Source organism: Hafnia psychrotolerans (assembly GCF_014639435.1).
Classification (GTDB): Bacteria; Pseudomonadota; Gammaproteobacteria; order Enterobacterales; family Enterobacteriaceae; genus Ewingella; species Ewingella psychrotolerans.
In genome coordinates this window covers 323,253-349,961 of sequence record NZ_BMFZ01000004.1, presented here as the reverse complement: position 1 = coordinate 349,961, position 26,709 = coordinate 323,253, and the positions used below count along the sequence as shown (strand labels likewise).

Here is a 26,709-nt window from a genome sequence, read left to right as displayed (position 1 = left end):
TATGACCATATTGAACCAAGTCCGAATAATTGATCCGACGACGCAGGTTGAGTCTGCCTGGCTTGATGAAATCGTTAGCGCACGAGTTCCACTGCTGGTCTTACGCAACTTTCTGAAACCTGAAGTAAGAAGGGGGGTGGTTGATGATTTGCAGCAATGCCGAAATAGCATCCAGGTTTCTCATTATTCAAATGGGGCTTTGACTACCTTGGGACCGTATTTGGCAAAATATATCTCCGCCCCGGGAAACTATTTTACAGGATTCCGCGATATCCAACCATTGTTGCCGAGCTCACTTACTTCATTGCAACAGAAAGTATATCAATGGGTAAAACAGGTGTTGAAACTAGACATCCTGGAGACGGCGAATGATGTTCATTACGGGCTATATGCGGGGTCAATTGTACGTTTTCATGCGAATGGCGTGTCAAATCCATTACATAACGACCATATAGTCCGTGACGCCGCAGGTACCGGCTTAGTGGTAACTGAAATACTACATCAGCTGAGTTGTGTCGTTTGTCTACAAGAGTGTAACGATGGCGGAGCCTTGCGTATCTACAAGAAAAAATGGCAACAGGAAGATGAGCGTTTTAAAACGTTAGGTGAATTGGGCTATCAAGATGGCATAAAAGAAGGCTATGAAAGTTTTGAATTCCGACCTCTCAGTGGCGATATCTACATATTTAATCCAGCTTATTACCATGAAATAGATCGTGTCGTCGGCGATACGCGCATCACCATGGGTTTCTTCTTCGGGATACGAGATAAAGGTATGAAGCAGGCAATCGCCTGGAGTTAGCACTACTACCCATCTAAAAAGGTATTACATGATAATATTTAATAAAATCAAAGAGTTGCTTATTTATCGGCAGGTGGATTTTGACATCATTGAGCATGAGGCTGAGGGCTGCACCGATATTATTAGCAAAATACGTGGCAATAAACTTCAGCAAGCAGCAAAAGCTATGGTTCTGCAGGTACAGAATGGTACGGAACAGCTACAATATGTTCTGGCAATAGTTCCGGGCGACAGCAAGGTCAACTTCAAAAGTATTGCCCGCTTAATGGGGGGGAAGAAGTCCACCTTTGCGCCGCCGGAAGTGGCGCAAAAACTTACGGAGTGTCAGATGGGGGCAGTCCCCCCTTTTAGCTTTAATGACAAATTAACGCTGTGTGTAGATGAACGCCTTTGCAGCGTAGGGAGACTGTATTTTAATGCTGGAGAATTGAATAAATCGATATCGTTGAACGCCGATGATTATTTCAAGGTGGTAGGGCGAAATTGTATTGCTGAAATAGCAACACCGATGATAGCGAAAGTTTAGCGAATTATATAAGGAATACATAATGTCGTTTAGAGATACGCTATTGGCTCTCTGTGTAATTGTAGCTTGGGGAGTTAATTTTGTGATTATTAAGGTTGGACTTCATACTATGCCACCATTTTTATTGGCTGGCTTGCGTTTTGCACTGGTTGTATTCCCGGCAATCTTTTTTGTCAAGGCGCCGAAAATACAGCTCCGCTGGTTAGTGGCGTATGGAATGACCATCAGCTTTGGTCAGTTTGCCTTTTTATTTATGGCGATCAAAATGGGTATGCCTGCAGGATTGGCATCATTAGTGATACAAGCACAGGCTTTCTTTACCATTTTGTTAGGCGCGTTGATACTCGGCGAAAAACTAAAATGGAATCATATCACCGGAATTTTTATTGCTGCTATAGGCTTGTTTATGTTGGCTGCAGCAGGTGTGCAAGGTCAGGTCGCTGGAGGTATCAGGCTGACTGCAATGATGCTGACACTGGCTGCTGCACTCTCATGGGGGGTGGGCAATATTACAAACAAAGTGATCATGCGTGATCGCCAGGTGCCAATAATATCATTGGTTGTTTGGAGTGCATTAGTGCCGATAGTGCCTTTTTTCGCCTGCTCATGGCTGTTTGAAGGAAAAGCGGCAATCAGCTATAGCTTATTGAATATAAATGGCCAAACCATCCTGGCTCTGATTTATCTGGCGTTTGTTGCCACCATCCTCAGCTACGCAATCTGGGGAACTTTATTAGTCCGCTATGAAACCTGGCGTATTGCACCGCTGTCATTACTCGTACCCGTTGTTGGCATTCTCAGCGCCGCGTTAATACTTGGTGAAGAGCTGTCCTCCCAACAGCTTATCGGGGCTCTGATCATCATTGCCGGTTTGTTGGTGAATGTGTTTGGCGGTTTGTTAACGTCTAATCGAAGAGCCTATTAAAAATGTTTTCAGCAGGGACGTCAATTTGAAGGTGATTAGCTCTCAAACTGTGCAGCGGTGTTAAGGACGATTAACGGGAACGTCCTCATAAAAGCAGAAGATAGAAACTGGAGGCTGATTGGGGGCTGGCTCACGTCAGGATGTTGCATTGTAATGGCTAACTCATCCCCTATCCTGTGGAAAATTTTGGGATGGATGGTATTGCTGAGCATGCGCGGATTGTGTACGATTAATTTGCTAACGTTGTCTCTGACAACTGCCAATGTTCCGGTGATTTGAGAGGGACGCCTTCGGGTGATCACATGCCAATGCCATCATGACCTGAGAGATGGCGCTTTCGGGCGGTGTTAAATCTGTTAACCTTTGCAAACAGAGACCTTCGGGTTAAGGCTCACTTCACACGTTTTACTCTTTTCGCTCTACCTCACGGTGTTTTGCCATCTAGCTTTTCACATTTTTTACTCTGCCGGGACTTTGCTCCCTGCGGGCATGGTACCCCTTTACTTCGAGGATTTTACCATGTCTTCATACGACATCACTGTCGGGCGTATCCATGCGTGTACACGTTCAACTGTCGATTTCATCGTGCTGGTTTCAGACATTGAAACGGCATTACTGTCGATACGTGCGCTGGAACGTTGTGGTATTGCGGATGACGTCGATGCTGACGGCTTCCCATCACGAACCTGGGAAATAATTTGGATTGCTGAACAGCTTGGTCATGCTTGCGAGTCCGGCCTGATACCTGATTATCTTTTTCAAAAGTATGTGACCGAGCTCGTCCTTCTTGGCCACACCACAGATGAACATGCCTGGAACTATGGTTTCCGTAAAGGCGTCGAGGCTGTTTACTATTATTAATTGCGCTTCACCCATGTCCTGACAGGACAACCTAACTGACCACCCATGCGGGGAAAACTTTCCCCGCATGGGTAAAGGTTTCTCCGCTCAACTGCAGGAGAAACACCATGAAAATCATCATTTCAATTTTACAGAAGGCGTCCGATGTCCTGGCACATTGTTCTGCTGTGCTTGGGCAGAACGACAACGACTGGTTCACTAACCGTACGGGGCACCTGAGTTTTCGTCCCGAGGTGATTCGAAACGGCAAGGGGCAGTTTACCGCCAGGATAGCGTGTCGTACGGGGTGCAGTTCCCGCGATTGGAAGGTGCAGGGTTTTGGTACCTGCGGCCAATGGCGATCTGCACGTCAGGCCATGAAAGCGGCACGAATAATGGCCCGCGATCTGGCTTTGTACCGTTATCGTTTTAGCGATGATGCTAAAAACGTCGCGTAATTCCTTATTTGACCATGCTTCCCGGAGAGACTTCCTCCCGGGAAGTTTCTCCTGTTAACCACAGGAGTATTTATCATGTTCCGTTTTACTTCCGCTTCTCTGCGTAAGGTATTAACTCTCCCGTCCGGCCTGAATAAACCGATCACGTTGGAAAACGGCTACGGCTTTTACATCCGGGTTGAGGATGAAAAACAACCCGGGTATATGAACATGGCTTATGCCGAGGGTTTCGATCCCCGACGAGACAATGGATGGGAAGAAAAGATTAGCGAACTGCTTCCAGGCATCGACTATTCCTTCACCTTCTTTATCAGTCACACCACGAGGGAGGCGATACTCAACGAACATCATGACTTCTTTGTGACGCCCCTGATTTCAACCGTACGGAGTGAAACCCGGCCTCCGGAAAAAGTCTTTATCCCGGTCGCAGAGTTCCGAAACGGTATCGAACGGATGTTTGATCAGTCGCATAAACACTTTCATGCCTGCGTAGGTCAGCGGGAGAAAGCAGCGTGGCGCCTGGCAGCACTGTATGTGCTCGATGACGTTATCCGGACCGATTGCAAACGGGCAAAACCGGCTGACCACGAACAATTTGTTCGCGCGTTCTCCCGGCTCAAAGACCGTATCAGTTCGGTGACACCGACGGGGGACATTATCACCCCTTATTTCACACATTAATTTTCATTCACTCCCAGTGGCGTATCCCGCCGCTGGCCGGGATACGCCTTTTATAAGGTTTATCCCATGAAAAAACATACCTCAGCCCGCAGGGCACCCAAAACTGAACGTGCAGACCTGTATCAGCAGGTCACTGACAAAATCGTTGCGGCTCTTGAGAAAGGCACCGCGCCATGGCGTAAACCCTGGCGTGCAGCTCAAAAGAGGGCGGGCAACTGCCTGCCGGCGAATGCCACAACAGGCAAAGCCTACAGCGGGATAAATATTCCACTGCTTTGGATGGCGGCGGAGGAGCGTGGGTTTAGCTCTGACCGCTGGCTCACCTTCCGGCAGGCGCAACTCGCGGGCGGACACGTCCGCCCGGGAGAGACCTGCAGTCTTGCTGTGATTTTCAAACCTTTTGAAGTCCAGGCTGAAGATAAGCAGGGCGCCAAACTTACTAACGATGATGGCAATCCCGTCATGGAGTCCAGGACAATGCTCAGACCTCTGCAGCTGTTTAACACCCAGCAGTGCGACGGTCTGCCGGCGGCGCTTTCCGGTGAACCGGCCACATTGATGACTGAAGAAGAAGCGGAGACGGTTTCTGTACCGGTGATGAACCGGGTGATGGAAATAGTCAACGCGAGCGGAGTAGCCGTCAACTTTCTGGAGCAAAACCGTGCCTATTACCGGCCGGTGGTGGATCAGATAGTGATGCCCACCTCCGGGCAGTTTTTTACTGAGGCTGATTACTGGTCCACGTTACTTCACGAACTGGTGCATGCGAGTGGGCATCAAAAGCGGTTAAACCGGGAGGGAATAACTTTATCGACCCGAAAATTCGGGGATCCGGTATATGCGTTTGAGGAGCTGATTGCCGAGATGGGCAGCGCCTTCCTCTGCGCAGAACTTGGCGTTTACGGTGAGGTGCAGCATGAAAGCTACGTCAGTGGCTGGCTGAAGGCCCTCAAAGAAGACAAAAGAGAGCTGTTCCGGGCATGCCGGCAGGCGCGGGAAGCGTCAGAGTTTTTGTTAACTCTGACGACTGACTCACAGGCATTATCAACGGCCTCAAAAGTGGCCTGAAGGAGACAATGATGCAGACACCACAATTCTGGCAGGCCACCGCATCGGCGCTGCTGGCCAGGCACTATGGCCTGACGTTGAATGATACCGATTTATGCGACGACGCCTGTGTGGCAGCGTTGCAAAAAGCGGGCGTGAAGCCCTTTGAAGCTATTAATGACCTGGTGGATAAGTATCACCTGACACACCTTAACGACTCTGCTTACCTGCCACGCTCGCCTTATCTGAGTGCAGCCGATGAGCTGATTGCTGGCCTTGAGGCTGGTGCCACACTCGGGATTATCAGTCACCCGTGATCCGGGGCTGACCCGACTTAACCTGTAAACCACCCATCGGGGGAGACCTCCCCCGATGGGGCGGCTCCCTCTTTTATAGTCTGAAGAGGAGAAGTAACGATGTTTGAATGGTGCAAAAACCGCCTGGAAATCACAGGCCGTTCCGTGTTTATCGACGTCATGCTGCAGTGGGTTACCGGCGATGAGGTGCCGCTATACCGCTACGCCGTACAACAGAGCATTCAGCTGTTTCTGGCAGGCTCAGCCGGGGTGCTTAAGCCGGTGAAAAGTGTGGAATATCCCCCTTACCCGGGGTTGGTCTCACACGGAACTGGGCCGGCTATCGCCTCCAACCTGGCTTTCCATCACTGGCTGGAGTTGCTGCAGAAAGATGCCGTACTTAATCCGGATACCGTCAGACAAATTGACCGTATCTGGACGCAGTCAGGGCTCAGTGCTGTTCGGTGGGAAACTTTCCCGCTGGCCGCACGCCAGATAATGGCGCAGCTGATGACCCGGCAGTACGTTGACTGGTTTGGTGTGGCCACCTGGTCACCCCATATCGACGGTGGAGAGTGTTGGGAGAAACTGGGGAGGAGACCTGAGCGTGCCTGTCACTGTGACATGCTGATGATTATTCCTTCCCGGCTTGCGGCGGAACTCAACGGCAACAGCCGCCTGCTGGCAGGCATGTCCAGCACGGGCAGTTTGTACAGTCGTATCCACGGGATGGAGTGGCCGTGTGGTCACAACGTTCTCTGGCATCGTGAACGTATAAACTGTTTGCGCCTGGAGTTTGATTCACCGTCATATCCGCCTTCCAGCGAGCTGATGGGGGAACTCTCGGCCGTGTTTGACTGTGAGATCCGCCACTGGTACCAGGAGCCGGTCAACGGTGTCCTGGGTTATGACTGTTATGACCGCGGAGACCATGTTGACAGCGGGAAGTACGGGGCGGGGCCGTTTTCGGCTCCTCTGATGGCTTTCCCGCCGGAGGCGCTGCCTGTTCAGGAGCAGACAAATGCGTCACCGGCGAGGGATGCTTAACATGGCCACTATCAACGATGTGCAACCTGTGGAACTTTACCAGTAAGTCGTGTGCAGTACGGCGCACCTGACTGAGCAAGACGCAGAAATATTTCATCGTCTTGGTCATCAGCGCTGCGAGTGGGGGGATGCCGAGTGGATCCACCTGACGGGTACCGGCTATGTAGTCAGGCTGAGTGCCTATAACTTCCCGCTGCTGGAGTTAAAGAAGCGGGGGTTTTCAAAAGATGCGCGCCGTCTGACCTACGTACTGATGAAGCGGCTTAATGTTTCGCTCGTTCATTTTGACTGCTGTGGTGAGGTACTGTCCGGGTTTGCCGTTCATGACTGGTAAGTCCGGGCTATATCCGATATCGCGTTAAACAAACCCCTGGGGGAAATCATCCCCCGGGAGGATTTTCCCCATAATTTATGAAGGTGAAAATCATGCTGTTGTTCAAAAATGCCGTTCTGAAACCTGTGATGGAAGAGTTGCAGGAAAAAGGAGGGAACATGCTTTTCGTGAAAGATGAGGGCATTTACCTGATGGCTGAAAAGGGCGAATTCAGAAAAGGCCGCAGGCTGCATATCGCCTATGCGGAAGGTTTTGATCCCCGCTTAACTGAAAACGAAGACTGGTATGAAAACGCTTATCTCGAAGTGGGCGGCGATGACTTTGGGGAGGTTCTTGGAAACGATTTTTGGGGCACCTTCCTGGAAGAGGTCATTAATAAGGGATGTGACGTATTCATTGATGTGTCCGAAACGCAATTACGTGCAGGTTATATTGAGCATTAATAATTCGATAACATAAGCGGAACGTCATTCCGCATCACTTACCATCCTGAAGGGGAAATATCCCCTTCAGGGCATATTCCCCCTTTATTCAATCCCACACAAAAAATAGAAGAGCTAGTGCGCGAGATATGGTTAATACCTAATTAACTGTCAAGCTTTTTTTAAATCGATTTGCCACCTCAACCGGTTTGAGTTTTGGTCTACCCAAAGGATAAACTGAGCCTGGCAAAATGTGACAACGAATAAATGTTGCGCCATTATTTAGTAAGCTTTCGCTAATCGCATTTTGCAACTCATGCATAGTGTTGCATTCATATACAAAAGGGTAGCCCATAGCCTTAGCTATGCCACAAAAATCTATATTTTTTGAAACCGTTAACTGGCCACCGGTTGAGTCATGAGTACCATTATCCAGAATGATGTGTATAAGGTTTTTTATATTCAATGAACCAATGGTGGCCATATTTCCGGCTTTCATTAGAGCTGCTCCATCGCCATCAATCACTAATACTTTGCTTATTAAATTCAAGGAAAGACCAGCTGCAACAGCTGATGCGCATCCCATTGATCCAACCATGTAAAGCTGATTGTCTCTATCACCGATTGTGTAAAGTTCACGACCCGTTTTACCAGTGGTAGCTATAATAGGGATTTTTTTTGGGTATTTTTTTTGTATTATCTCCAAGGCGGCATAGCGAGATAATTTACCGCTAAGATGTTTGTTATCTTCTATAGTTAAAGTACCACAGTCATCTTGTAATGCATCTTCTTGTACTATAATAGCAAAGCTGCGTCTTTCTTGCATGATAGCGTGCAAGGCTCGCTGGAGAATGTCATACATATCTTGAAAGTTACTTGGGACGAAACTGTATTCAATATTCATGGACTCTAATAGATCGGGTGTTATTTTTCCCATTAGTTCATGCTGAGGTTCATCTTGACGCCCAGGCTCACCTCTCCAAGATACGAAAAGCAGTAATGGAATTGAAAATGGAAAAGTCAATGATGTTAAAGGGTTTACCGCGTTCCCTAATCCAGAGTTTTGCATAATAACAACAGGGTTCTTACCTGCTAGCCATGCACCTGAGGCTAAGCCAATAGCTTCTCCCTCACTTGTTGCCCCTATGTACTTGCAATTATCATCACTAATAATACCATTAATTAAACCTGTTAAATAAGAACAAGGTACTCCACAGAAAAAATTGAATCCGCTAGTTAATAGTAGGTCGCGCAATTTAGATGTAGAAATAGGCATGATATAATCCAATTTTTGTTTTTCGTAATGTTGAGTAGAGTTGGTTTATTTATTCAACTGGTTAACTACTTCAGGTAGTTGAGATAAGTTGTGCAGGTGAAAGTCCGCGCTTTCTTTTGCGAGCTTAGTATGAGGAAGTTCACGGTCAATAATAATCGTTAACATGCCTAGGTTTTTCGCACCCAAAAGTTCATTATCTCCTCCATCTCCGACATAGATACAAGAGCTAGGGGAGTGTTTGATTTTTACGCAATGTTTAAAATATATGGAAGAGTCAGGCTTCATTGTTTTTACATCGCAGGATAAAGTTATTTCATCGAGGTATTTATTGATTTTTAGTTTTCTTATAATAGGTTTTGTATAAGATGACGCATTAGAAATCATTGATAGTTGATACCCATAGTCTCTTAGGGTCTGTAGTGTGGTAATAGTATCATTGTAGAGATGTACGGAGTTATTAAATAAATGGATGTTTTTATCCACAAAATCAGATATTTTTTTATGACTAATGTCTACATAACTGCGTTGACAAGCTAGTGAAATTCTTTCAACCATACCATCAACATTTCCACTCATCGAATCACGGCCAGTTTCTTTATAAACAGTCATGAATTCTTTGTTTAAATTAAGATTATTTAGCATTTTTTTGTAAAACGCATTGTTTCGATCTTCGAAAACTAAAGTTGAGTATAGGTCAAAAATAATTCCTGGATATTTATGTTCAATTTCCATAGTGTATTCCCTTAAATTATCTTGAGGTGTAAACACAATTATGAGTGTTGGAATGAACTGAAAACAAAACTAAATTTTCTTTACCTTCATTGCAAATAGAGTGCATCACACCAGGTGTAATATGAAATATTTCACTGGATGATATAATATTTTTTGATTTAACAGCAGAATCAATATCTTTATATTTAGGGGAAGGTATAACAGTTTCATTAGGTCTTGGGGTGTAAAGATATATATTCGAGACTTTTGTTTTATCAAAAGTATAAACTACACCGGTTCCTGTAAGAACAAAGTATACGAGGTCTTCAGTTGGAAGAAAATAGGGAACCATTTCTTGTCTTGGGGTTAATATCCAATAAGAACCGACGAGGCCACTCTCCCCTAACGCACCGAATTTTGTTACTTGATCAAGATTGTCAATATTAAGATTTAGCTGAAGCATTTTCATAGGTTACACCTCAAGTTTAAAATTTTTTGTATAAAACTCCAAACACATAAATTGGAGGAAATATTTACCTTCAGGCCGTATTTTTATTTGATCAAATTCAATGTATAAATCTGGCCCATATATGTCAGGGGTTTCCCATTCGTACCAAGTGGATATTTCCTGCTCACCAATTTCTAATACAGCAAGTACTAATCCATCGATGTATTTTCTAATGATTATTTTCTCTGGAAGCCCGGCATTTTTATTGATGGAACGTGAAAGTAGTCGTATTTTATTTATTGGAGAAGTAGTGCCAAGATCCACATTGATAAATTCTAGTTGCTCCCTAGTTCTACTAGGTGTGCACCAACCAGTGTCAGATCTGCCGTCGAAAAGAAATTGTTCATTCCAATATGGATATCTGTGGCAACCCGAAGAAGCGGTAACTCTACAAGTTGTAATTAAACTATAAATTTTAGAATTGATAACTAATGATGATGAGTTGCTTTCACTATTCATTTAAGCCTCCGGTAATAGTTAAAGGAAGCATAGCATCAATTATCTTTATTATTTCAAAATTAATTAAATATAAACATTAAATAATTTTGAAATAATTAATCATTAGTAATATGTTTTATTGACGACTAAATTTTAATTCAAATAGGAGGTTTTGATGATTAATGTACTAATATCTGGCGGTGGGCGCACAGGTCATCTATATACTGTTTTATTAAAGAAAATTCCAGGTGTGAACGTGTTTTGGCACACAAGAAAAGCTGAAATAATCAAGAGGGTTATGCCTGAGTCAGGAATTTCACTTGTCTCAGATTCCAATGTTATAGCAGTTGGTAAACCAGACAGAATTAGTGAAAATATTGAGGATCTAATACCGGAAACGGAGGTCGTTATTTTTACTCAAACCTCGAATGGACGTCCTGAAGTCATTGAAAAATTTGCTAAAAATCTACCCTCTGATAAAAAAATATATATAGGTGCGATACCTGCTTGCAGCGGGTTCGATTGGCTTTTGAATAAATATTTAAAGGATAAAAAAAATGTAGTTGTATGGGGCCTAAGGGGGGTTCCCGCAACAAGTCCAACAATGGATGTTGGTAAGAGTGTGGATTTTGGTGGCTTTAAAGATAAGTTATATTTAGGTTTTGGAGAAAATACTACCGATATTCAAAAATATGAAACTGTGGGAATTTTGAAAATATTATTTCCTCAAGAAACAATCATATTAAATAGCTTCCTTGAAATGACACTTAGCCCACTTGGTTTTATTCACCCATGTGTGCTATACGCAAATATGGGGCCATACTCTCAATGGGATGGTAAACCGTTTAAGGAACGTTTCAGGTGGTGGCGAGATCTCTCAGAGCTTTCAGCTTATTTCCTAACAAAATGCGATGAGGAGCAACAGAAAATTATTTCTTCAATAGAAAATTTAATATCTAAAGATCTTTCAGGCGCCGGAACCCTTCATGGTAAACTTGTAGATCAGTATAATTCTTTAATTGACGATCCAAGAACATTGATGTCCACATTTCGCACTTGCACAGCTTTTCAATCATATGTTCCTATGATTAAGCAATCTAGTGGTGACGGTTATCTTTTTAAAATGGACCATGCTGGAATTCACGAGGATGTTTATTTTGGAATGCCAATAGTCATAGAGTTAGCAAATCGAATGAATATTGATGTTCCTTTTTTAAAAGAAATATATGAATGGAGTAAGGAATTTCTAGGAGGAGAAAAGCCATCTTCCTTAGAATATTTCCCTACTAACTGGCCATATGGTAATTGATATTAAGGTTAGTATAAGATGAATGAAAATTTTTTATATTCTAACCCTGAACTCTATGAAAAAGTTTATCCTGATGTCAATAATCAGAGGATAAAGATGTGCCTTATTAAGATCCAGCGTTATTTAGGCGAACTACCATCATGCCTTGCTGACTTTGGATGTGGCCTTGGTCGTGAGTCAAACGCATTTTCATCTCTAGGTGTGGATGTCACGGCTGTTGATATTAACAGAGATATGATAAATTTTGCAAAAAGGAACGGTTCTGCAACATTTATTTTAGAGGATGTATGCACTGTCAAACTCAACCAGAAATTTGAGGTGATATTATCACTAGGAAATGTTCTTTCATGTTTTACTTCCAATCAAAAATTAAATGCTTTTTTGGATAATGTTACTTCTCATCTGGAAGATGATGGTCTATTAATTATAAATCTTTGGAATGGAGCACGATTTTTAGGAAAAGACATAAAAGAATTAGCTCACGAAGTTACAATTGATATTGAAGGCAGTAATACATGCGGTAAATCTATCTTTATTTTAGATAGGAAAAATCAACAAATAAAACGCATTAGAAACTGGACAGTTTCCAATGCGGAAATTGCCATTGATAATTTCTCATATCGATTATTTTTCCCTGAGGAACTTAGGTACATTTTGGAAAGTAAAGGTTTCGAGGTGGTTAGTATGGAGGATAATGATGAACTTATTGAGGGGGATTTTTCAGGACTCGAGTTGACCATCACATCAAAGTTGACTAAACGATGAATTAAAAACCTCCTATGAGGAGGTTTTTAATTCAAATGGTTATGCAGTCACAAAACTATTCATCACTATAATTTTCCCGGTGTTAACTCTCGTTCTTGGGTTTTATTAATTGGTTGAATAAATACTTTAAAAGTAAACACGTTGAAAATGAAAAAAATGAAAGGATTAGGCATATAACAAATATAACTTTTGCTCCATAATTTTCAATTATGTTAGCAAAGGCAACAGGTGCTATAGCATTTGTCAGGGAGAATCCAAAATTAATAATTCCCGATGAGCGTCCATAATCCTTAGAACCAAAAAGTATTAATGGTAATGCTACCCTCACGATAGTCATTAGGCCATTAGATAATCCATATAATATAATGAAAAGCCAGATGACTTTAGACGAATTAACATATATTATAATAACAAAAGAAATCACTTGAATTATTGTGGAAAATAATGCGGTGCTCAAAGGTGAGTGATTTCTACCAGTAGTTAGTTCAATTATTCTTCCAATGACCTGAGTTGGTCCTGTCAACGAAACTGCAAAAACAGCGACACTTGTTGACAGGCCCAGCAATCCAAATAGTTTATAAAGATGGAGGGTTAATCCTGCAGATATCATAGTATTTACTAGTATCAATATAAAGAAATTGATTAAAATTAAATTAGTGTTGTTTGGTGTGGTTTTTGTAGTTGTTGTTTTTTCATTAACTATTTTTTTGTTATATTCTTTTGGTAAAAGTTTAATAAAAATCGGCATGCATATTAAAAGATGGAGTGTTGCATAGATAACATACATTTCTCGCCATCCATAATGTAATACTAAATAATGTGTGGCTGGATAAAAAAGTGTTGAAGAGAACCCGCTAAATAATGATAACGCTGATACGGCTTTCCGAGCATTGTTACCGGTTACTTGAACTAAAGCTGTATATGCTCCACTGGTAATAACTAAGGGAGAGGCTAAACCTAGTAAAGCCCAACTAACCCAAAAAGAATATGGATTATTTACAACTGCCATAAGTAAAAGGGATAATGCAGTTATTAAACAACCTAATATTATTGGCGTGCGAGCTCCATGTTTATCAATTATTTTACCAAGCTTAGGTGAGGATAAGGCACCAACTAACATCATGATTGTTATCCCGAAGTAAACATGCTCCTCTGTTAAACCAACTGCTACTCCTATCTGTGACGAAATAATTGCTGGAGGATAGAAAATAGTTCCCCAGCCTATTATTTGTGTCAATCCAAACCCTGAAGTGGAAATTATTAGGGCGATTTTTGAGTTATTTTTTTCATTTTCTATTTCGGCGTGATTATAATTCTTCCTATTTCTCATAAAGGTTAGGCCTTATATCAATATTTAATTTTTATTAATGCACGTTTAACTCTGTCTAGAACATCAAGTAAAATACTTACTTCTGTTATTAATGGAGGTAAAATCTTTAAAACCTCATTATTTCCACCACATGCTGATGTATAAATACCTTCATTTCTTAGAAGAAGAATTATTTTCTTTGTTAGTTCAAAGTTGTTAAATTTTAATCCCCGCATTAATCCTCTCCCGACTAAATTAACTTCCCCATGAGACATATGATGGATTTCTCCGAGGCTACCCTCAATACAATAAATTAGTTCGGAAATGTTTTTGATAAAGCGTGGGTTACTCCATAATTCGGATGCAATACTACCTGTAACAAACGCATGAGAATTTCCTCTAAATGTTCCTGCATGCTCACCTGGCGACCATAAATCTGACTCAGGTTTTATAAGTAGTAAAGAAAGTGGGAGTCCGTAACCACTTACAGACTTAGATAAGCAAACAATATCCGGACTTAAACCCATTTTTTCCCAGCTAAAAAAGTCTCCTGTTCTACCTCCGCCCGCAAATATATCATCGATGATAAAAAGACTTCCGAGATCTTTGGCTAGTTGCTGTACTCCTCTTAGCCATTCCTGGCTTGCTGTTCTCATTCCTCCTTTGCCCTGAATTGTTTCAACAATAAATGCTGCAGGTTTATCATATCCACTGGCTGGGTCAGAATAAATTTTTCGTAACTGACCTACTGCATTGCTACCTTCAGAAAAATAACCATCATATGGCAGTCGAACTATGCCATCTAGTAAGTTTTCCGATGTTTTTCTTAAATAGTCATTTGAAGAGGCCGATAAGGCTCCAAGAGATAGTCCGTGGTATGCACCGGTAAAGGCCGCTACATTTTTTCTCTTTGTAATTTTGCGTGCTAGTTTTAATGCTGCTTCTACAGAATTTGCACCAGTTGGGCCTGTAAATTGGATAGAATATTTTAAATTTCTTGGGGAAAGGATATTTTTATTGAAACTTTTCATAAACTTTTCACGTGACGTTGTAAAGTAGTCTAGTGAATTTGTTATTCCATCACTCTTAATGTACTTTATTAGCTCCTCTTTCATCAGTTTATGGCTAAATCCGTAGTTCATGGCTCCTGCACCAGATGTTAAATCAAAGTATTCATGGTTTTGTAAGGTTTTAAAATAAGGGCCGTGAGCTTGTGAGATAGTTTCAAAAAAATCTGTCGACATAGTCCTCACATTTGATTCTAATTTTATAGTTCCATACTTATAATCATCAGGAAAAGTTTCAGTACCTTCAAGATCCATTTTTGCAAACCTCGTCTTTATTAAATTTTGAGGGGTTATTCATACAGAATAACTTCATTTCTTTGCAATGATCAGTATATTTTTTTAAAGCGGCTGGCATTTTGATCTAAAAAGGTTCCTTTAACACCTGCAGGGATTAATAAAAATATTTTTTTTCTATGTGACTCGAAAGATGAAATTAAATCTGGTTTTTCTCCTGACTTTGTATCTTTTATGAAATTTAAAAATTCTTTATTTATGTCATCATTATGACTCTTTGTTGAGAAAATGGTTATATAGATGAATCGGACTCTGTCAGAGTAATTCTCCATTATTTCAATTATTTGCTTATTATTGCTTTTTGAGGAAATATATTGATAAATATCTAGTATTGAAAGTAGATCGTCCTTTTTATATAGCTCTATTAGTATTTTATATTCATCTTTCCACGATTCATTTTTTTTCAAACAAGCTATTAAAATCATGTCTGCTAAACCATGTAATTCCTCTTGCTCCATAATATCATATCTTTTACCAAAATATCCATGGCCAGGAATATATGATACCATTTTCTCGTTAGCCAGTCGTGCGAGAGCATCTCTTATAGGGGTAGCACTTATTTTAAGAATGTCTGCTAATTCGTGTGGTTGGAGGTGTTTATCAGAGTGAAATGCACCACTATTGACATATCCTTTAAGCTTGAGATAAGCCGCATCAACTTTACTTCTTTTTGATAAGTTTTCCATTGAGAATCATTCCTTATTTTTATCAAGAAAACTGCTTTCTGATAGTTCAAGTTCTTTGTAATTTAATAGCTCAAAGACTTCATTTAGTGTCGCTATTTTATCTTCTGAACTAATAATATTCTCATCTCTATAAATTCGGTTGCAAAGTTCTGTCATTGCACTTATTGACGCTCTTAAATTATGATTGGCCCAGATTACTGTTGAAATCTTTGCATCTCTATATTTTTCAATTGGTGTGTTGTAGTATTTAGTTGGAACTATAACAAGAGGTGCTTTATTATCCCATTTTTCTGAAAATGATAGTATTTCGTCAGCGTTGGACTTTCTTGAGTGTATTAGTATACTATCCGCACCGGCTTCTATATATGCATGAGCTCTATCCAAAGCCTCAGATTCTGAATGCCCTGCTATGAGAGCCTCTATTCTGGCTACTAAAACAAAATCACTATTAGGTACATGATCTTTTATTGCTTTTATTCTCCCGCAAAATTCATTTATCTCTGCAAGTGGGTGTTTATTTCCTACAAAAGAATTCATTTTAGGGAATTCTTTGTCCTCAATACATACTCCTGAAGCACCCCTTTCAAATATCTTTTTCACCGAAATACGTGCATTATTAAAATTACCGTATCCGCTATCAACATCTACTAATATAGGGGTACTTACAGCGTCTGCCATTCTTTCTACAACTTCTGCTGTATGCAGCCAAGTAGCTTCATTTGCATCACGGTAACCTAAAGATGTTGAAATGGTTAATCCAGATGCCCATAGAATTTCAAAACCAGCCCTTTGAGATATAAGTGCAGAAATTGCATCATGGGCTTCCATAGCGAAGGTTATTTCAGATGATAAAATTGCTTTTTTCAGCTGGGAATCTTTGTCTTTCTTTGATTTTAACTGTTGTTTCATATGTTTACCTCTGGTTTGTTTTTTATTTGCGTATTAAGTAAATATAAGTAAATTTTTTGTTTTATCAAAAAAAATAATGTTTATATATGTAAAAAATTTTTATGATCTCAATGTGCACCTGTGTGTTTCAATTTTATTATATTTTAATTAAACCTTTATTAATCTATATTCCACAGTTAGTTATGTTCCATATGCAATCCCAAAATGAACTATTTGATTTTTTTTGTTCAAAACATAAAGGTTCCAAATGTAAAAAACGCTAACGTATTTAATGTATGAGGTTGTTTAATAAATCGGGTTTAGATAAAAATACCCCATAAGTTATTTCCTCACTCAATCCGTACACTTTCAGGCATGCCATCGGCTTTGTTGATTAAATCGAACTTTTGGCCACAATCAGGATCAGCTCACCACATTCCTGCCCACTCTGGCGTTATCACGTGGCAAAACAAAAGTTCAAAATCACAAACTGGAAAGCCTACAACAAGGCTCTGATCAATCGGGGCTCACAGACATTCCTGCAGGCACGTTCTGGGACGTTTATCAGTTTCCAGGACAGCATAGTCGTCATTGCCTCTTGTCTTTTTTGCGTATCATTAGGACGCCGCAGTGCATTGAGGGGGCGTACCAACGCCATTCCTTCAGGAATGTGTCGATCTGCAAGCCTGTACGTTCCGCGCGGCCGACGGGTCTGCTCAGGGTGTGGCAGCGATAGTGTTCTGCGGGGAAGTGTCGTAACAACCGGGCTGTTCGTCGGGGACTGAGTAGATGAGACGACAGGATAAGCGTATGCCTGGGCGTTGCCAGGCCGGCGCGGAGTGTGTCTGTCAGGGCACGCCAGTACCCGTTCATATCCCTGAGCCCCGGTTGGCCGACAGCGAGCCAGGGGTTGAGGTGCAGCCATACCCGGTGTCTCTTTTTCATCAATACGAAGGGGCGTGGCCTGAGAAACAGCACAACCTTTGCCAGGGGGTTGAACAGCCCGGGCGTACAGCTGAGTGTGATGAATACGACCAGACTGCCCGATGCGAAGGAGCCTCCAGTGATGAGGGCTGTGAGTGCTAAGCAAATCAACATCCAGCAGGTAGCTATTGTGGCCAGCGGAACAGCATCCGATGTCATGGCGGTGTCTCCTCTTGGAAAAGCCACATTCATGCATGTTCCGGGACTCGTGGCCTGCAAAAATTCTTCATGCAGATCTAAAAAATAAAGGTCAAGGGGTTAATGGAGGAAACCAATAAAGAGTTACCGCTTGCCATGACAGGGGTAAAGCATAGCGTAATGCTCCTTTACAGATGACTGACACGGGGGCGGCAATGCTGAAGTGGATGGCGGGCAGATTTCAGGTCCAGAAAGTAGAGACGGCACCGCAGGTGCGTAAGGCATCAGAGAGCCCGAGTGCCGGGGGATGGTTTTCACCGCAGAATGCAGATGTGCTTCTGGCCTCGCGGCCCAGAAAACAGGCGCTGCAACAGTTATGGGACAACAGCCCTTTTTCAAAAACGGTGTGGGAAGCGTTCTGGCTGGAGCCCGTGAAACAGCTGGCCGTTAGCTTGCAGCAACTGCCGGCTGCGTCATCGGGACCTTACGCGCGCGAAGGCGGCATGCTGGATGAAGCGCTGGAGGTGGCAGTTTGCGCGGTGAGGTTATCCCGGGGGTGGATGTTGCCGCCAGGGGCACCACCGGAAGAGCAGTCGGCGCAGAGCGCTGCCTGGTGTACGGTAATTTTTTGGGCAGCATTACTGCATAACCTGGGCAGCCTTGAACAGATGGCGGCTTTCTATGAAGATGGTCGCCGCTGGTATCCTGGATTAGGGAAGCCTGATGCGCCCTGGCGGGTGAAATTTTGTGACCAAGACACAAATTCAGCGGTTCGTGCTGCCGCATTTGCATATCGCCTGCTACCTTACGAGGGGCTTATCTGGGTAGCTCGCTGGCCGGCACTGGCTGACGCATTGTTGGTTTACCTGTCGGGCAATAAGCCCGCCGGTGCTATCCTTCATGCCGCTGTGAGTGAGGCCCGCGAAAAATGCGGACTGTTTGCTCAAGACATATCTGCTCAGTCTTCTGTCAAATTGGCCACAGATAATCCTGAAACCTTAAGCCAGAGCGGCCCTTCTGATCCTGCCGAACACCTCACTATTGAAATTCCTGTTAACCCCGTTGTTTCTACTGCAATTGATGACAATAAGAACCCGTCGCTGGGCAGTGCGTCTGTCATTGCGGACATGCCAGAACTGGTCTCTGCTATCAGTCAATCCAGGCTGGCTGATAAGGATGCAGACCCGGGAACGGATGTGCAATCAGAGGGAGGAACTCCGTGGGAATTGCTGACGCTGCTGGATAAAATGACCGGCGCTGAAACAGCGGAGGAAGCGGATCAGGCTGATAACTTGCCAACGGTGACAGCAGCGCAGCCTGCTTCTGCCCAGGTGTTCACATCGGGCGAATATTTCTGGAGCTGGCTGGTTGATTCCATTGAGGAGGGGGCACTCAGCGTGAATGCGCAGGACAGCCTGCTGCACGTCATGGCGCAGTACGTCTTTATTCAGACGCCGGATTGTTTTTACCGGTACATAGCCTCGCAGGAAAATATAAAGGTCGATAAAGACGAAATCCAAAAAAGCTTTGAAGCGTTGAATAAACATTTTTCAAGGAGTGGCAAAGGAATATATATCTACAGGAAATATGAGAGTGAGGGCAGGGAGGGGCGTTTTACCCGTATGTCCGGCTACATGATTTTAGCCTCACAACTCTTTAAGCAAGGTGTAGTGCTTTCTGATAGTTCATGGCTATCGCCAAATCGATAGTATTCTAATTTTATTAAAAATCATGAAATGGATAATGACAATGAATAATGTTAATTACGATCACATTCTGGAAGATTACTTTTTCTCGAAGTATTTAAGACCTGCGACGGAATGGAGTTATCAAAAAGTACTGAAGTCATTTATCAAATTTACCGGGCCTGAAATTACTCCGGCAGAGGTGAATAAAGAGTTGGTTCTCTTCTGGCGGCGGCAAGTACTTACTGAGATGAAATTATCGAGACGTACCTGGAACAATAAAGTCGCACATATGAGAGCAATATTTAATCATGCCATAAAAAAGGGGATGCTCTCCGCTCGGGATAATCCTTTTAACGGTGTCGTGACCCGACCAGACATTAAGCGTAAGAAAACGCTGACACCCAATCAGATGAGCAGTATATATATCATCATGCAGTCTTATGATGAAGCGGAGCGAATGGGCACAGTACAACACCCAAGACGGTGTGCCTTACTGCCTGCCTGGTTTTGGCTGACGGTGCTCGATACTCTGAAATATACAGGAATGCGGCAAAACCAACTTCTGAATCTGAAGCTTGGCGATATAAACCTTGAGGCCGGGATCATTAACCTCAGAGCAGAATCGGCAAAAAACCATCGTGAGCATGCTGTCCCTATTGCCAGGGCGCTTCGTCCCGGGCTGCAGGTGCTTTATGACAGGTCTTTAGCGCTGGAAGCAAAACCCGAAGACCCACTTTTCAACGTGTCCCGGTTTTCCAGTAAGCGAACTGATTCACAAGGCTGTATGGATCCCCAACACCTGCGAGCTTTTTTCCGCCGGCTGTCGAAAGAATGTCGTTCAGAAATTTCACCTCATCGTTTCAGGCACACTATCGCCACAAATATGATGAAATCTCCTGATAGAAACCTGAGAACGGTTCAAGCTTTACTGGGACATTCAACGGTCAATGTGACATTGGAGTATGTGGAAGGGAATTTGGATGCCATGAGGACTGCGGTGGAAGAGGTTTTTGCGAGATAGGATTAATCTTAAGTTAAATCTAAGTGACTGAAAGCAAAAAATAGAAGCTTTTCTTTACATAAGATTGACACTACCGGTTAGATACTGTCAGAATTCTTATCGGATGGACGTGAGAAATCCGGAGTGCGCCGCCAGCACACTCCGGATTCTTAAGTTCCTTTGTTCAACAACCAAGTTGTGTGTCTTATCGCGACAACTCAGATTCTGATTTTGGGAACTATTTTCATGCCCGTTAAGGATCTCATCTCTTAACGAACAGGCTCTGAAGATGGTGCCCGGACTCGGAATCGAACCAAGGACACAGGGATTTTCAATCCCTTGCTCTACCGACTGAGCTATCCGGGCAACGGGGCGCATTAAACCGTATTGGCTGTATCTCGTCAACGGCTTTATGCGACAAATACCAGAAAAAGAGTTCGTTTGCTGGCTTTTCACGCAAGAAAGTCACGAAAAGATTATTTTTGCCTGTTTATCAAGCCAACGCACCGTGTTCACGGCAACGCGCTACGTTGAGTACATCTTCAGCCAGCCGTCTGGCAACCGCGACATCATGCAGCTGACGTTTGACCAGCAGCTTGCTGAGACAACCCTCAAGTATCAACTCCATCTGCTCAGCAACCATCTGTGCATCGTCTGAACCCATTTCCTGCAATAGCTCCAGCGTGTACTGGTAAGAGGCCTGTTTCTGCTTCTCAGCCAACTGGTGGATAGGCGCTTCGCTGTCTGGGTAGAAACTGCATGCCGCGATAAACAGGCAGCCTGGGTAGCGGTTCAAACGAACCTGTTCATCTAAAACTTTATACCGTGCCAGCAATTTCTGCGGTGCGCTCAGCGTGTCATCAAGCAATAATTGGCGTCGCCAGATATCAATTTGTTCGCCATGATGACGCAGACTGTCATACAGCAGCGCCTCTGCATCGGGCCAGAAACGGCGCAAATCACTGAGCGGAACACTGACCAGCTCCGCGATTGACTCCAGTGACAGTGTGGCCAAACCGCGCTGTTCCAAAAGATTAAGTGTCTGGTCAAGGACCTGTTCACGTAGCACGTTTGCCTCCTCAAAATTTGCGTACTTCAGAAAGTAGTGTCGGTTAAGGCTGGAGTTTCTGCAAATGCCCGGTGAATTGGGCTGCATCCATAAAGCCGGTTACACGTGATTCTGGCAACTCTTTTCCATGTGCACCAAAGAATAGGATGGTCGGCAGGCCCAGGACCTCAAGCCGTTTGAGTAACGCAACTTGTTGCGGGTTATTTTGCGTGACATTAGCCTGCAATAGCACTGTATCTCGCAGTTCATTCTGCACCTGTGGTGCGGTAAAAGTATATTTCTCGAATTCTTTGCAGGCGACACACCAGTCAGCGTAGAGGTCAAGCATCACTCGTTTATCGCCCGCAGTCTCTAGCGCCGCATTCAGTTCATCAACATTATTTATGGGCTGAAAAGTGAGGGCATGCTGAGTCGTCATCGCTGTATTCGCGGGAGCAAATGCCCAGTCCTGCAACGGCCGGCTGATAATCATCGCCGCGGCGAGCAGCAGGAGTTGCAGAGTGCGCACTGCACCGTGCTGACTTTTCAGACTGAGGAATAATGCCCAGCCAAAGAATCCGATACCCAGCGCGCTCCACAGACGTAATCCCCATGTATCACCGATAATACGTTCGAGCAGGAAAACGGGTAGCGCCAGGATCACAAAGCCGAAGCCCTCTTTGACGTATTGCATCCACGGGCCGCTGCGTGGCAGTAGGCGATTACCGAACAGGGTAACGATAATCAACGGGATCCCCATGCCCAGCGCATAAAGATAGAGCGTTCCACCACCGGCCCATAGATTTCCGCTTTGGGCGATATAGAGCAAAATGGCGCTCAATGGCGCGGTCGTGCAGGGAGAGCAAATAAGCCCAGCGAGGGCGCCCATGACAAACACGCCAGCCAGCGAACCGCTTTTTTGATCGTTACTCCAGAGTGTCAGGCGGGTTTGCAGCGATGAAGGCAACTGCAGGCTGAACATGCCAAACATTGACAGCGCCAGTGCAACAAAGGCGACTGACAGCGTAATCAGCACCCAAGGGCTTTGCAGGGCAGCCTGAAATTGTAATCCGGCTGCCGCAACCACCATGCCAAGCAGGGTGTAGGTCAGTGCCATCCCCTGTACGTAAAACATCGCCAGCAGGAAAATACGCTTCATGCTATGTGGCCTCTGGCGTCCCAGAATAATACCGGAAATCAGTGGATACATCGGTAGTACGCAAGGAGTGAAGGCGATGCCGATACCAATCAACAATGCCCATAATGGGGAGAATGGCAACGATGTCACTTGTGGCGAAGGCGTGACATCAAGGCTTTTGACAGACGGAACCACTGAGCTATCTGATGTTGCTGTCTGTTCAATGACTTCGTTAAGCGGGATTTCACGTGTCTCTGGCGGATAGCAGAATCCCGCCGCCGCACAACCTTGATAGGTCACTTTGAGCGAAGCCTGGCTGCTGGCCTGGCGGAGTGGAACACTTAGGCTGAGTTGTTTCTCATAGACTTCAGTCTTGCCGAAGAACTCATCATGGTGCTCAAGGCTCTTGGGTAAAATAAATGCGGCCAGCTGCGCCTCATGGCCCACCAGCTCAATTTTATCGCGGTAAAGGTAATAGCCTTCACGGATCTTCCAATTCAGCTTTAGGTTTGGCCCTTGTTGCTGGAAATCGAAGTCGAAAGCCTGATCAACGGGCACAAACTGAGCATGGGCGGGTTTATCAAACAGCGAAGCCTGCGCATGAAGCGGCAGCAAAAACAAACTGAAAAACAGCAATAAAATATGAGGCAGACGAAAATCCATGCAGGTCATTAATCTCAGTTCGCGGCGGTATACGGGCCATTGGGTGAATCTAAAAAGGCTGCGATGGCATCATGCCAAAGCGCATTGACAGGATGTGATTATACCCCGTCTATTCGGTGAGCAGAAAGCGTCGGAGTGTCAGGGTTTGTAAGATGAGGGGAAATACCCCTTATTTCAGGGGCCGAAGCCCCTGTCGAGGACGATTAAAGAATGATGCTGCCAAGACCGAATCCGAAAAGCACCGACAGGAACACCCCAATAGTGCCCGGAATGAAGAACGGATGGTTGAAGACAAAGCGGCCAATTCTTGTCGTACCGGTATCATCCATCTGCACTGCTGCAACCAATGTCGGATACGTCGGTAAAATAAACAGTCCGGAAACGGCAGCAAATGAAGCCACAGCCGTTAGCGGCGTGACATTCAGTGCTAGCGCAAGTGGCATCAGGGCTTTCGCTGTCGCAGCCTGGGAATACAGCAGAGCGGAACAAAAGAAGAAAATGACCGCCAGTAACCAAGGATGGGATTGAATCAGCCCGCCAGCAGTCTCTTTAATCCAATCCATATTCGCCTGCACAAAGGTATCACCCAACCATGCCACGCCGAGGATACAAATACAGGCGCTCATACCGGTTTTGAATGTGCTGGACGAGAGGATGGCATCAGTATTGATGTGGCATAACAAGGTGATCAACGTCGCGACACTCAACATGATGATTAAAATAGCACTGGTGGTGTTCATCAATGGTGTTCCAACCCAACCCAGGCTTGGGCTATTCACCACGGCATAACCGACCACGGTCAGGACGCCCAGCAGGAACAACAACACCGACAGCCGGGCACCCGGTTTGATCTCCGTGACACGGTCGCCTCGCAGCTGCACCAACCCTTCTTCATAACGCTTCAAATAGATCGGATCATCAGAGAGTTTGGCGCTGAAACACCAGCTTACTATCAGTGACGTCACGATCACGGCAGCGAGTGTTGACGGGATCATGACCATCAGTAAGTGCAGATAGCTGACACCATGGCCTTCCATGACTGACGACATATAAACCACGGCGGCGGATATCGGTGATGCAGTGATGGCAATCTGTGCAGCCACTACGGCGGTCGAGAGCGGTCGGCAAGGTTTGATGCCTTGCTCTTTCGCCACTTCTGCGATCACCGGTAGGGCTGAAAGTGAAATGTTGCCCGTACCGGCAAAGATGGTTAGGAAGTAAGTGACAATCGGAGCCAGTATCGTGATGTGCTTAGGATTCTTGCGCAGCAGTTTCTCGGTTTGCTGGACCAGATAGTCCATTCCGCCGGCCACTTGCATCACTGAAATTGCTGCTATAACGGCCATGATGATGGAAATAACATCAAAAGGGATGGAGCCGGGCTTTACGCCACATAGCGCGAGTGCCAGCACCCCAATACCTCCGGCAAAGCCGATACCAATGCCTCCCAGACGAGCGCCGAGAAAGATTGCTGCCAGTACAATAATAAATTCGATGATTAACATAGTTGTCCGTCCATTGTTCCCGTATCTCTCAATGAGATAAAATGAAAATGAGATGTTGTATAATTGTTATTGTGTACAAAGTAAAAAGGCTCGCTGTTCATGAGAACAACGAGCCTTGAGTGGCTACGTGGTTATTCTGTTACTGTTCATTTTCATCTGTATAGCGTTTTGCTTTGTAAGCAGGGTGCATCAGGTTCTCGATTGAGAAGATGTCATCCAGCTCAGCTTCCGTGAGTAGCCCGCGTTCCAGCACCACTTCCCGTACACTCTTGCCCGTTTCCGCGCATATCTTACCCACGATATCGCCATTGTGGTGGCCGATGAATGGGTTTAGATACGTCACGATACCGATCGAATTGAATACGTAGAATTCGCAGATTTCTTTATTAGCCGTAATGCCATTAATGCATTTTTCGAGCAGATTGTAGCAGGCATTAGTTAAAATATGGATGGATTCAAACATTGCCTGGCCGATCACCGGTTCCATCACGTTCAATTGGAGTTGGCCAGCTTCGGCTGCCATGGTTACGCAGATATCGTTACCGATAACTTTAAAACAGACCTGGTTTACTACTTCAGGGATAACGGGATTAACTTTGGCCGGCATGATGGAAGAACCGGCCTGCAACTCTGGCAGATTGATTTCATTCAAGCCAGCACGAGGGCCTGAAGAGAGCAAGCGTAAGTCGTTACAGATTTTAGACAGCTTAACCGCAAGGCGTTTAAGCGAACTGTGAACCATAACGTAGGCTCCACAGTCTGAGGTGGCTTCGATCAGGTCTTCTGCGGGTACGCAGGCCAGATTGCTGATTTCCGCCAGCTTTCCTACAGCCAACTGCTGATAACCTTCCGGGGTATTCAGGCGAGTACCGATGGCGGTCGCACCGAGATTCACTTCCAGCAGCAGTTCGCCGGTACGCAGTAAGTTGCGGGTTTCTTCTTTGAGCAGCACATTAAAGGCATGGAACTCCTGACCCAGTGTCATCGGTACGGCGTCCTGCAACTGGGTGCGGCCCATCTTGATGATGTTTTGGAACTCTTTAGCTTTATGCTCAAAACCGTCGCCAAGTTGGGAAATCGCATCAATGAGTTTCAGTAAGGAGGCGTAAACCGCGATACGGAAACCGGTTGGATAAGCATCATTGGTGGACTGACATTTATTCAGATGGTCGTTCGGGCTCAGATACTGATAATCACCTTTCTGGTGGCCCATCAGTTCGAGGCCAATATTTGCCAGAACTTCGTTGGTGTTCATATTAACCGAAGTGCCCGCGCCGCCCTGAAAGACGTCAATCGGGAACTGATCCATGCATTTGCCTTTATCGAGAACTTCGTCGCAGGCCTGAACAATGATATCTGCGATATGACGGGGGATTGTCTGTAATTCTTTATTCGCTAACGCCGCTGCTTTTTTAACCATCACCATGCCCCGGACAAATTCCGGCACGTCGCTGATTTTAGTGTTGCTGATGTAGAAGTTTTCAATTGCCCGTAGGGTGTGAATTCCATAATAAGCCTCGGCCGGAACTTCACGAGTACCTAGCAGATCTTCCTCGATACGAATCGTATTTGACATGAGAACCTTCTCTTGGTGCGGAAACGCGTTATGTGATGTTAATAATTATGTTACTAACAGCGGGAAATTAAAAACGATCAACCGTTCGTGCTACAACGAGGGCGATCATATGCTGCTGTTAGCGAATTGCACACCCTAAGATCACTCTGTTGCACTGTTACGGGGCATCTATTTCTGTATCTGTGAGAACTCTCACAAATCATTCGCTCAGTGAATTAAATCTTCAGCACAGGTTGAAAACAGCGGCCTTCGCTACCATTTCATTGTAGACAAGCTTGCGGCATTGCGATCTCGCAGATCCCCCAAGCCTTATTTTATAGTTCTGGAATGGTGCCGCTTT

28 protein-coding genes, 1 tRNA gene and 1 pseudogene are annotated in these 26,709 nt (G+C 44.5%); 17 read left to right on the top strand and 13 right to left on the bottom strand.

Features of this window, described 5'->3' with window-relative positions; all coding sequences use genetic code 11:
* Position 1 precedes the first annotated feature (1 nt).
* From IEV89_RS09965 to IEV89_RS09915, 12 genes are all read left to right on the top strand, one after another.
* Positions 2–802: a 2OG-Fe(II)-dependent halogenase WelO5 family protein gene (locus tag IEV89_RS09965; protein ID WP_188473067.1), complete on the top strand. Its 801-nt coding sequence runs from the start codon at positions 2–4 to the stop codon at positions 800–802.
* A 28-nt stretch (positions 803–830) separates the two neighbouring features.
* Positions 831–1,328 (top strand): YbaK/EbsC family protein, encoded by a 498-nt coding sequence (locus tag IEV89_RS09960; RefSeq protein ID WP_188473065.1) that lies wholly within the window; start codon positions 831–833, stop codon positions 1,326–1,328.
* A 22-nt stretch (positions 1,329–1,350) separates the two neighbouring features.
* Entirely contained in the window at positions 1,351–2,253 is a 903-nt protein-coding gene (locus tag IEV89_RS09955) for an EamA family transporter (RefSeq protein WP_188473063.1), read from the top strand.
* A 153-nt stretch (positions 2,254–2,406) separates the two neighbouring features.
* Positions 2,407–2,532, top strand: a complete 126-nt coding sequence (locus tag IEV89_RS21905) for a hypothetical protein (RefSeq protein ID WP_268235657.1) — start codon at positions 2,407–2,409, stop codon at positions 2,530–2,532.
* A 240-nt stretch (positions 2,533–2,772) separates the two neighbouring features.
* Complete coding sequence (locus IEV89_RS09950) at positions 2,773–3,114, top strand: hypothetical protein (RefSeq protein ID WP_188473061.1); 342 nt, start codon at positions 2,773–2,775, stop codon at positions 3,112–3,114.
* Positions 3,115–3,221: 107 nt separating this feature from the next.
* Entirely contained in the window at positions 3,222–3,551 is a 330-nt protein-coding gene (locus IEV89_RS09945; RefSeq protein ID WP_223509844.1) for a hypothetical protein, read from the top strand.
* A gap of 75 nt (positions 3,552–3,626) precedes the next feature.
* Positions 3,627–4,232 (top strand): hypothetical protein, encoded by a 606-nt coding sequence (locus tag IEV89_RS09940; protein ID WP_229746434.1) that lies wholly within the window; start codon positions 3,627–3,629, stop codon positions 4,230–4,232.
* A gap of 66 nt (positions 4,233–4,298) precedes the next feature.
* Positions 4,299–5,300 (top strand): ArdC family protein, encoded by a 1,002-nt coding sequence (locus IEV89_RS09935; protein WP_188473058.1) that lies wholly within the window; start codon positions 4,299–4,301, stop codon positions 5,298–5,300.
* Between the two features lie 8 nt (positions 5,301–5,308).
* On the top strand, positions 5,309–5,596 hold the full coding sequence (locus tag IEV89_RS09930) for a TA system toxin CbtA family protein (protein ID WP_188473056.1): 288 nt from the start codon (positions 5,309–5,311) through the stop codon (positions 5,594–5,596).
* A 99-nt stretch (positions 5,597–5,695) separates the two neighbouring features.
* Positions 5,696–6,622, top strand: coding sequence for a DUF1281 domain-containing protein (locus IEV89_RS09925; RefSeq protein ID WP_188473054.1), 927 nt, complete (start codon positions 5,696–5,698; stop codon positions 6,620–6,622).
* A 49-nt stretch (positions 6,623–6,671) separates the two neighbouring features.
* Positions 6,672–6,956 (top strand): DUF5983 family protein, encoded by a 285-nt coding sequence (locus tag IEV89_RS09920; RefSeq protein ID WP_188473052.1) that lies wholly within the window; start codon positions 6,672–6,674, stop codon positions 6,954–6,956.
* A gap of 92 nt (positions 6,957–7,048) precedes the next feature.
* Positions 7,049–7,399, top strand: a complete 351-nt coding sequence (locus IEV89_RS09915; RefSeq protein ID WP_188473050.1) for a DUF3085 domain-containing protein — start codon at positions 7,049–7,051, stop codon at positions 7,397–7,399.
* A gap of 139 nt (positions 7,400–7,538) precedes the next feature.
* Here the strand turns inward: IEV89_RS09915 and aepY are convergent, their stop codons facing one another.
* Genes aepY through IEV89_RS09895 form a run of 4 tightly spaced genes read right to left on the bottom strand, consistent with a single transcriptional unit; the run spans position 7,539 to position 10,332 of the window.
* Complete coding sequence (aepY, locus tag IEV89_RS09910; RefSeq protein WP_188473048.1) at positions 7,539–8,654, bottom strand: phosphonopyruvate decarboxylase; 1,116 nt, start codon at positions 8,652–8,654, stop codon at positions 7,539–7,541.
* 45 nt (positions 8,655–8,699) lie between these two features.
* Positions 8,700–9,386: an HAD family hydrolase gene (locus tag IEV89_RS09905; protein ID WP_188473041.1), complete on the bottom strand. Its 687-nt coding sequence runs from the start codon at positions 9,384–9,386 to the stop codon at positions 8,700–8,702.
* Positions 9,387–9,402: 16 nt separating this feature from the next.
* Positions 9,403–9,834, bottom strand: coding sequence for a cupin domain-containing protein (locus tag IEV89_RS09900; RefSeq protein ID WP_188473038.1), 432 nt, complete (start codon positions 9,832–9,834; stop codon positions 9,403–9,405).
* A gap of 3 nt (positions 9,835–9,837) precedes the next feature.
* Complete coding sequence (locus IEV89_RS09895) at positions 9,838–10,332, bottom strand: discoidin domain-containing protein (RefSeq protein ID WP_188473036.1); 495 nt, start codon at positions 10,330–10,332, stop codon at positions 9,838–9,840.
* 154 nt (positions 10,333–10,486) lie between these two features.
* On the opposite strand from IEV89_RS09895, the gene IEV89_RS09890 reads away from it, so the two are divergent.
* Both IEV89_RS09890 and IEV89_RS09885 read left to right on the top strand, forming a co-directional pair.
* Positions 10,487–11,620 carry an NAD/NADP octopine/nopaline dehydrogenase family protein gene (locus tag IEV89_RS09890; RefSeq protein WP_188473034.1) on the top strand — a complete coding sequence of 378 codons (1,134 nt, stop codon included), beginning with the start codon at positions 10,487–10,489 and terminating at the stop codon, positions 11,618–11,620.
* Between the two features lie 18 nt (positions 11,621–11,638).
* Positions 11,639–12,385, top strand: a complete 747-nt coding sequence (locus IEV89_RS09885) for a class I SAM-dependent methyltransferase (protein WP_188473032.1) — start codon at positions 11,639–11,641, stop codon at positions 12,383–12,385.
* Between the two features lie 82 nt (positions 12,386–12,467).
* On the opposite strand, the gene IEV89_RS09880 is transcribed toward IEV89_RS09885, so the two are convergent.
* The 4 genes from IEV89_RS09880 to aepX form a co-directional block, all read right to left on the bottom strand.
* Entirely contained in the window at positions 12,468–13,715 is a 1,248-nt protein-coding gene (locus IEV89_RS09880; RefSeq protein WP_188473031.1) for an MFS transporter, read from the bottom strand.
* A gap of 17 nt (positions 13,716–13,732) precedes the next feature.
* Positions 13,733–15,016 (bottom strand): diaminobutyrate--2-oxoglutarate transaminase, encoded by a 1,284-nt coding sequence (locus IEV89_RS09875; RefSeq protein WP_188473029.1) that lies wholly within the window; start codon positions 15,014–15,016, stop codon positions 13,733–13,735.
* 71 nt (positions 15,017–15,087) lie between these two features.
* Complete coding sequence (locus IEV89_RS09870) at positions 15,088–15,741, bottom strand: GntR family transcriptional regulator (RefSeq protein ID WP_188473027.1); 654 nt, start codon at positions 15,739–15,741, stop codon at positions 15,088–15,090.
* A 6-nt stretch (positions 15,742–15,747) separates the two neighbouring features.
* Positions 15,748–16,650: a phosphoenolpyruvate mutase gene (aepX, locus tag IEV89_RS09865; RefSeq protein ID WP_188473025.1), complete on the bottom strand. Its 903-nt coding sequence runs from the start codon at positions 16,648–16,650 to the stop codon at positions 15,748–15,750.
* Between the two features lie 395 nt (positions 16,651–17,045).
* Here aepX and IEV89_RS22105 point away from each other — a divergent pair.
* From IEV89_RS22105 to IEV89_RS09855, 3 genes and pseudogenes are all read left to right on the top strand, one after another.
* Positions 17,046–17,168 (top strand): annotated as a pseudogene (locus tag IEV89_RS22105) (hypothetical protein); the annotation flags it as partial.
* Positions 17,169–17,966: 798 nt separating this feature from the next.
* Entirely contained in the window at positions 17,967–19,460 is a 1,494-nt protein-coding gene (locus IEV89_RS09860; RefSeq protein ID WP_188473019.1) for a TraI domain-containing protein, read from the top strand.
* Positions 19,461–19,500: 40 nt separating this feature from the next.
* A complete protein-coding gene (locus IEV89_RS09855; protein WP_188473011.1) occupies positions 19,501–20,460 on the top strand; it encodes a tyrosine-type recombinase/integrase in 960 nt (319 codons plus the stop codon).
* A gap of 269 nt (positions 20,461–20,729) precedes the next feature.
* Here the strand turns inward: IEV89_RS09855 and IEV89_RS09850 are convergent.
* The 5 genes from IEV89_RS09850 to aspA form a co-directional block, all read right to left on the bottom strand.
* Positions 20,730–20,805: transfer RNA gene (locus IEV89_RS09850), tRNA-Phe, on the bottom strand.
* Between the two features lie 127 nt (positions 20,806–20,932).
* Complete coding sequence (gene dicD / locus IEV89_RS09845; protein WP_188473009.1) at positions 20,933–21,508, bottom strand: division control transcriptional repressor DicD; 576 nt, start codon at positions 21,506–21,508, stop codon at positions 20,933–20,935.
* Positions 21,509–21,551: 43 nt separating this feature from the next.
* Positions 21,552–23,288 (bottom strand): protein-disulfide reductase DsbD, encoded by a 1,737-nt coding sequence (locus IEV89_RS09840; RefSeq protein WP_188473007.1) that lies wholly within the window; start codon positions 23,286–23,288, stop codon positions 21,552–21,554.
* A gap of 203 nt (positions 23,289–23,491) precedes the next feature.
* Positions 23,492–24,793, bottom strand: a complete 1,302-nt coding sequence (locus IEV89_RS09835; RefSeq protein ID WP_188473005.1) for an anaerobic C4-dicarboxylate transporter — start codon at positions 24,791–24,793, stop codon at positions 23,492–23,494.
* Positions 24,794–24,932: 139 nt separating this feature from the next.
* A complete protein-coding gene (aspA, locus tag IEV89_RS09830; protein ID WP_188473003.1) occupies positions 24,933–26,369 on the bottom strand; it encodes an aspartate ammonia-lyase in 1,437 nt (478 codons plus the stop codon).
* Between the last annotated feature and the right edge of the window lie 340 nt (positions 26,370–26,709).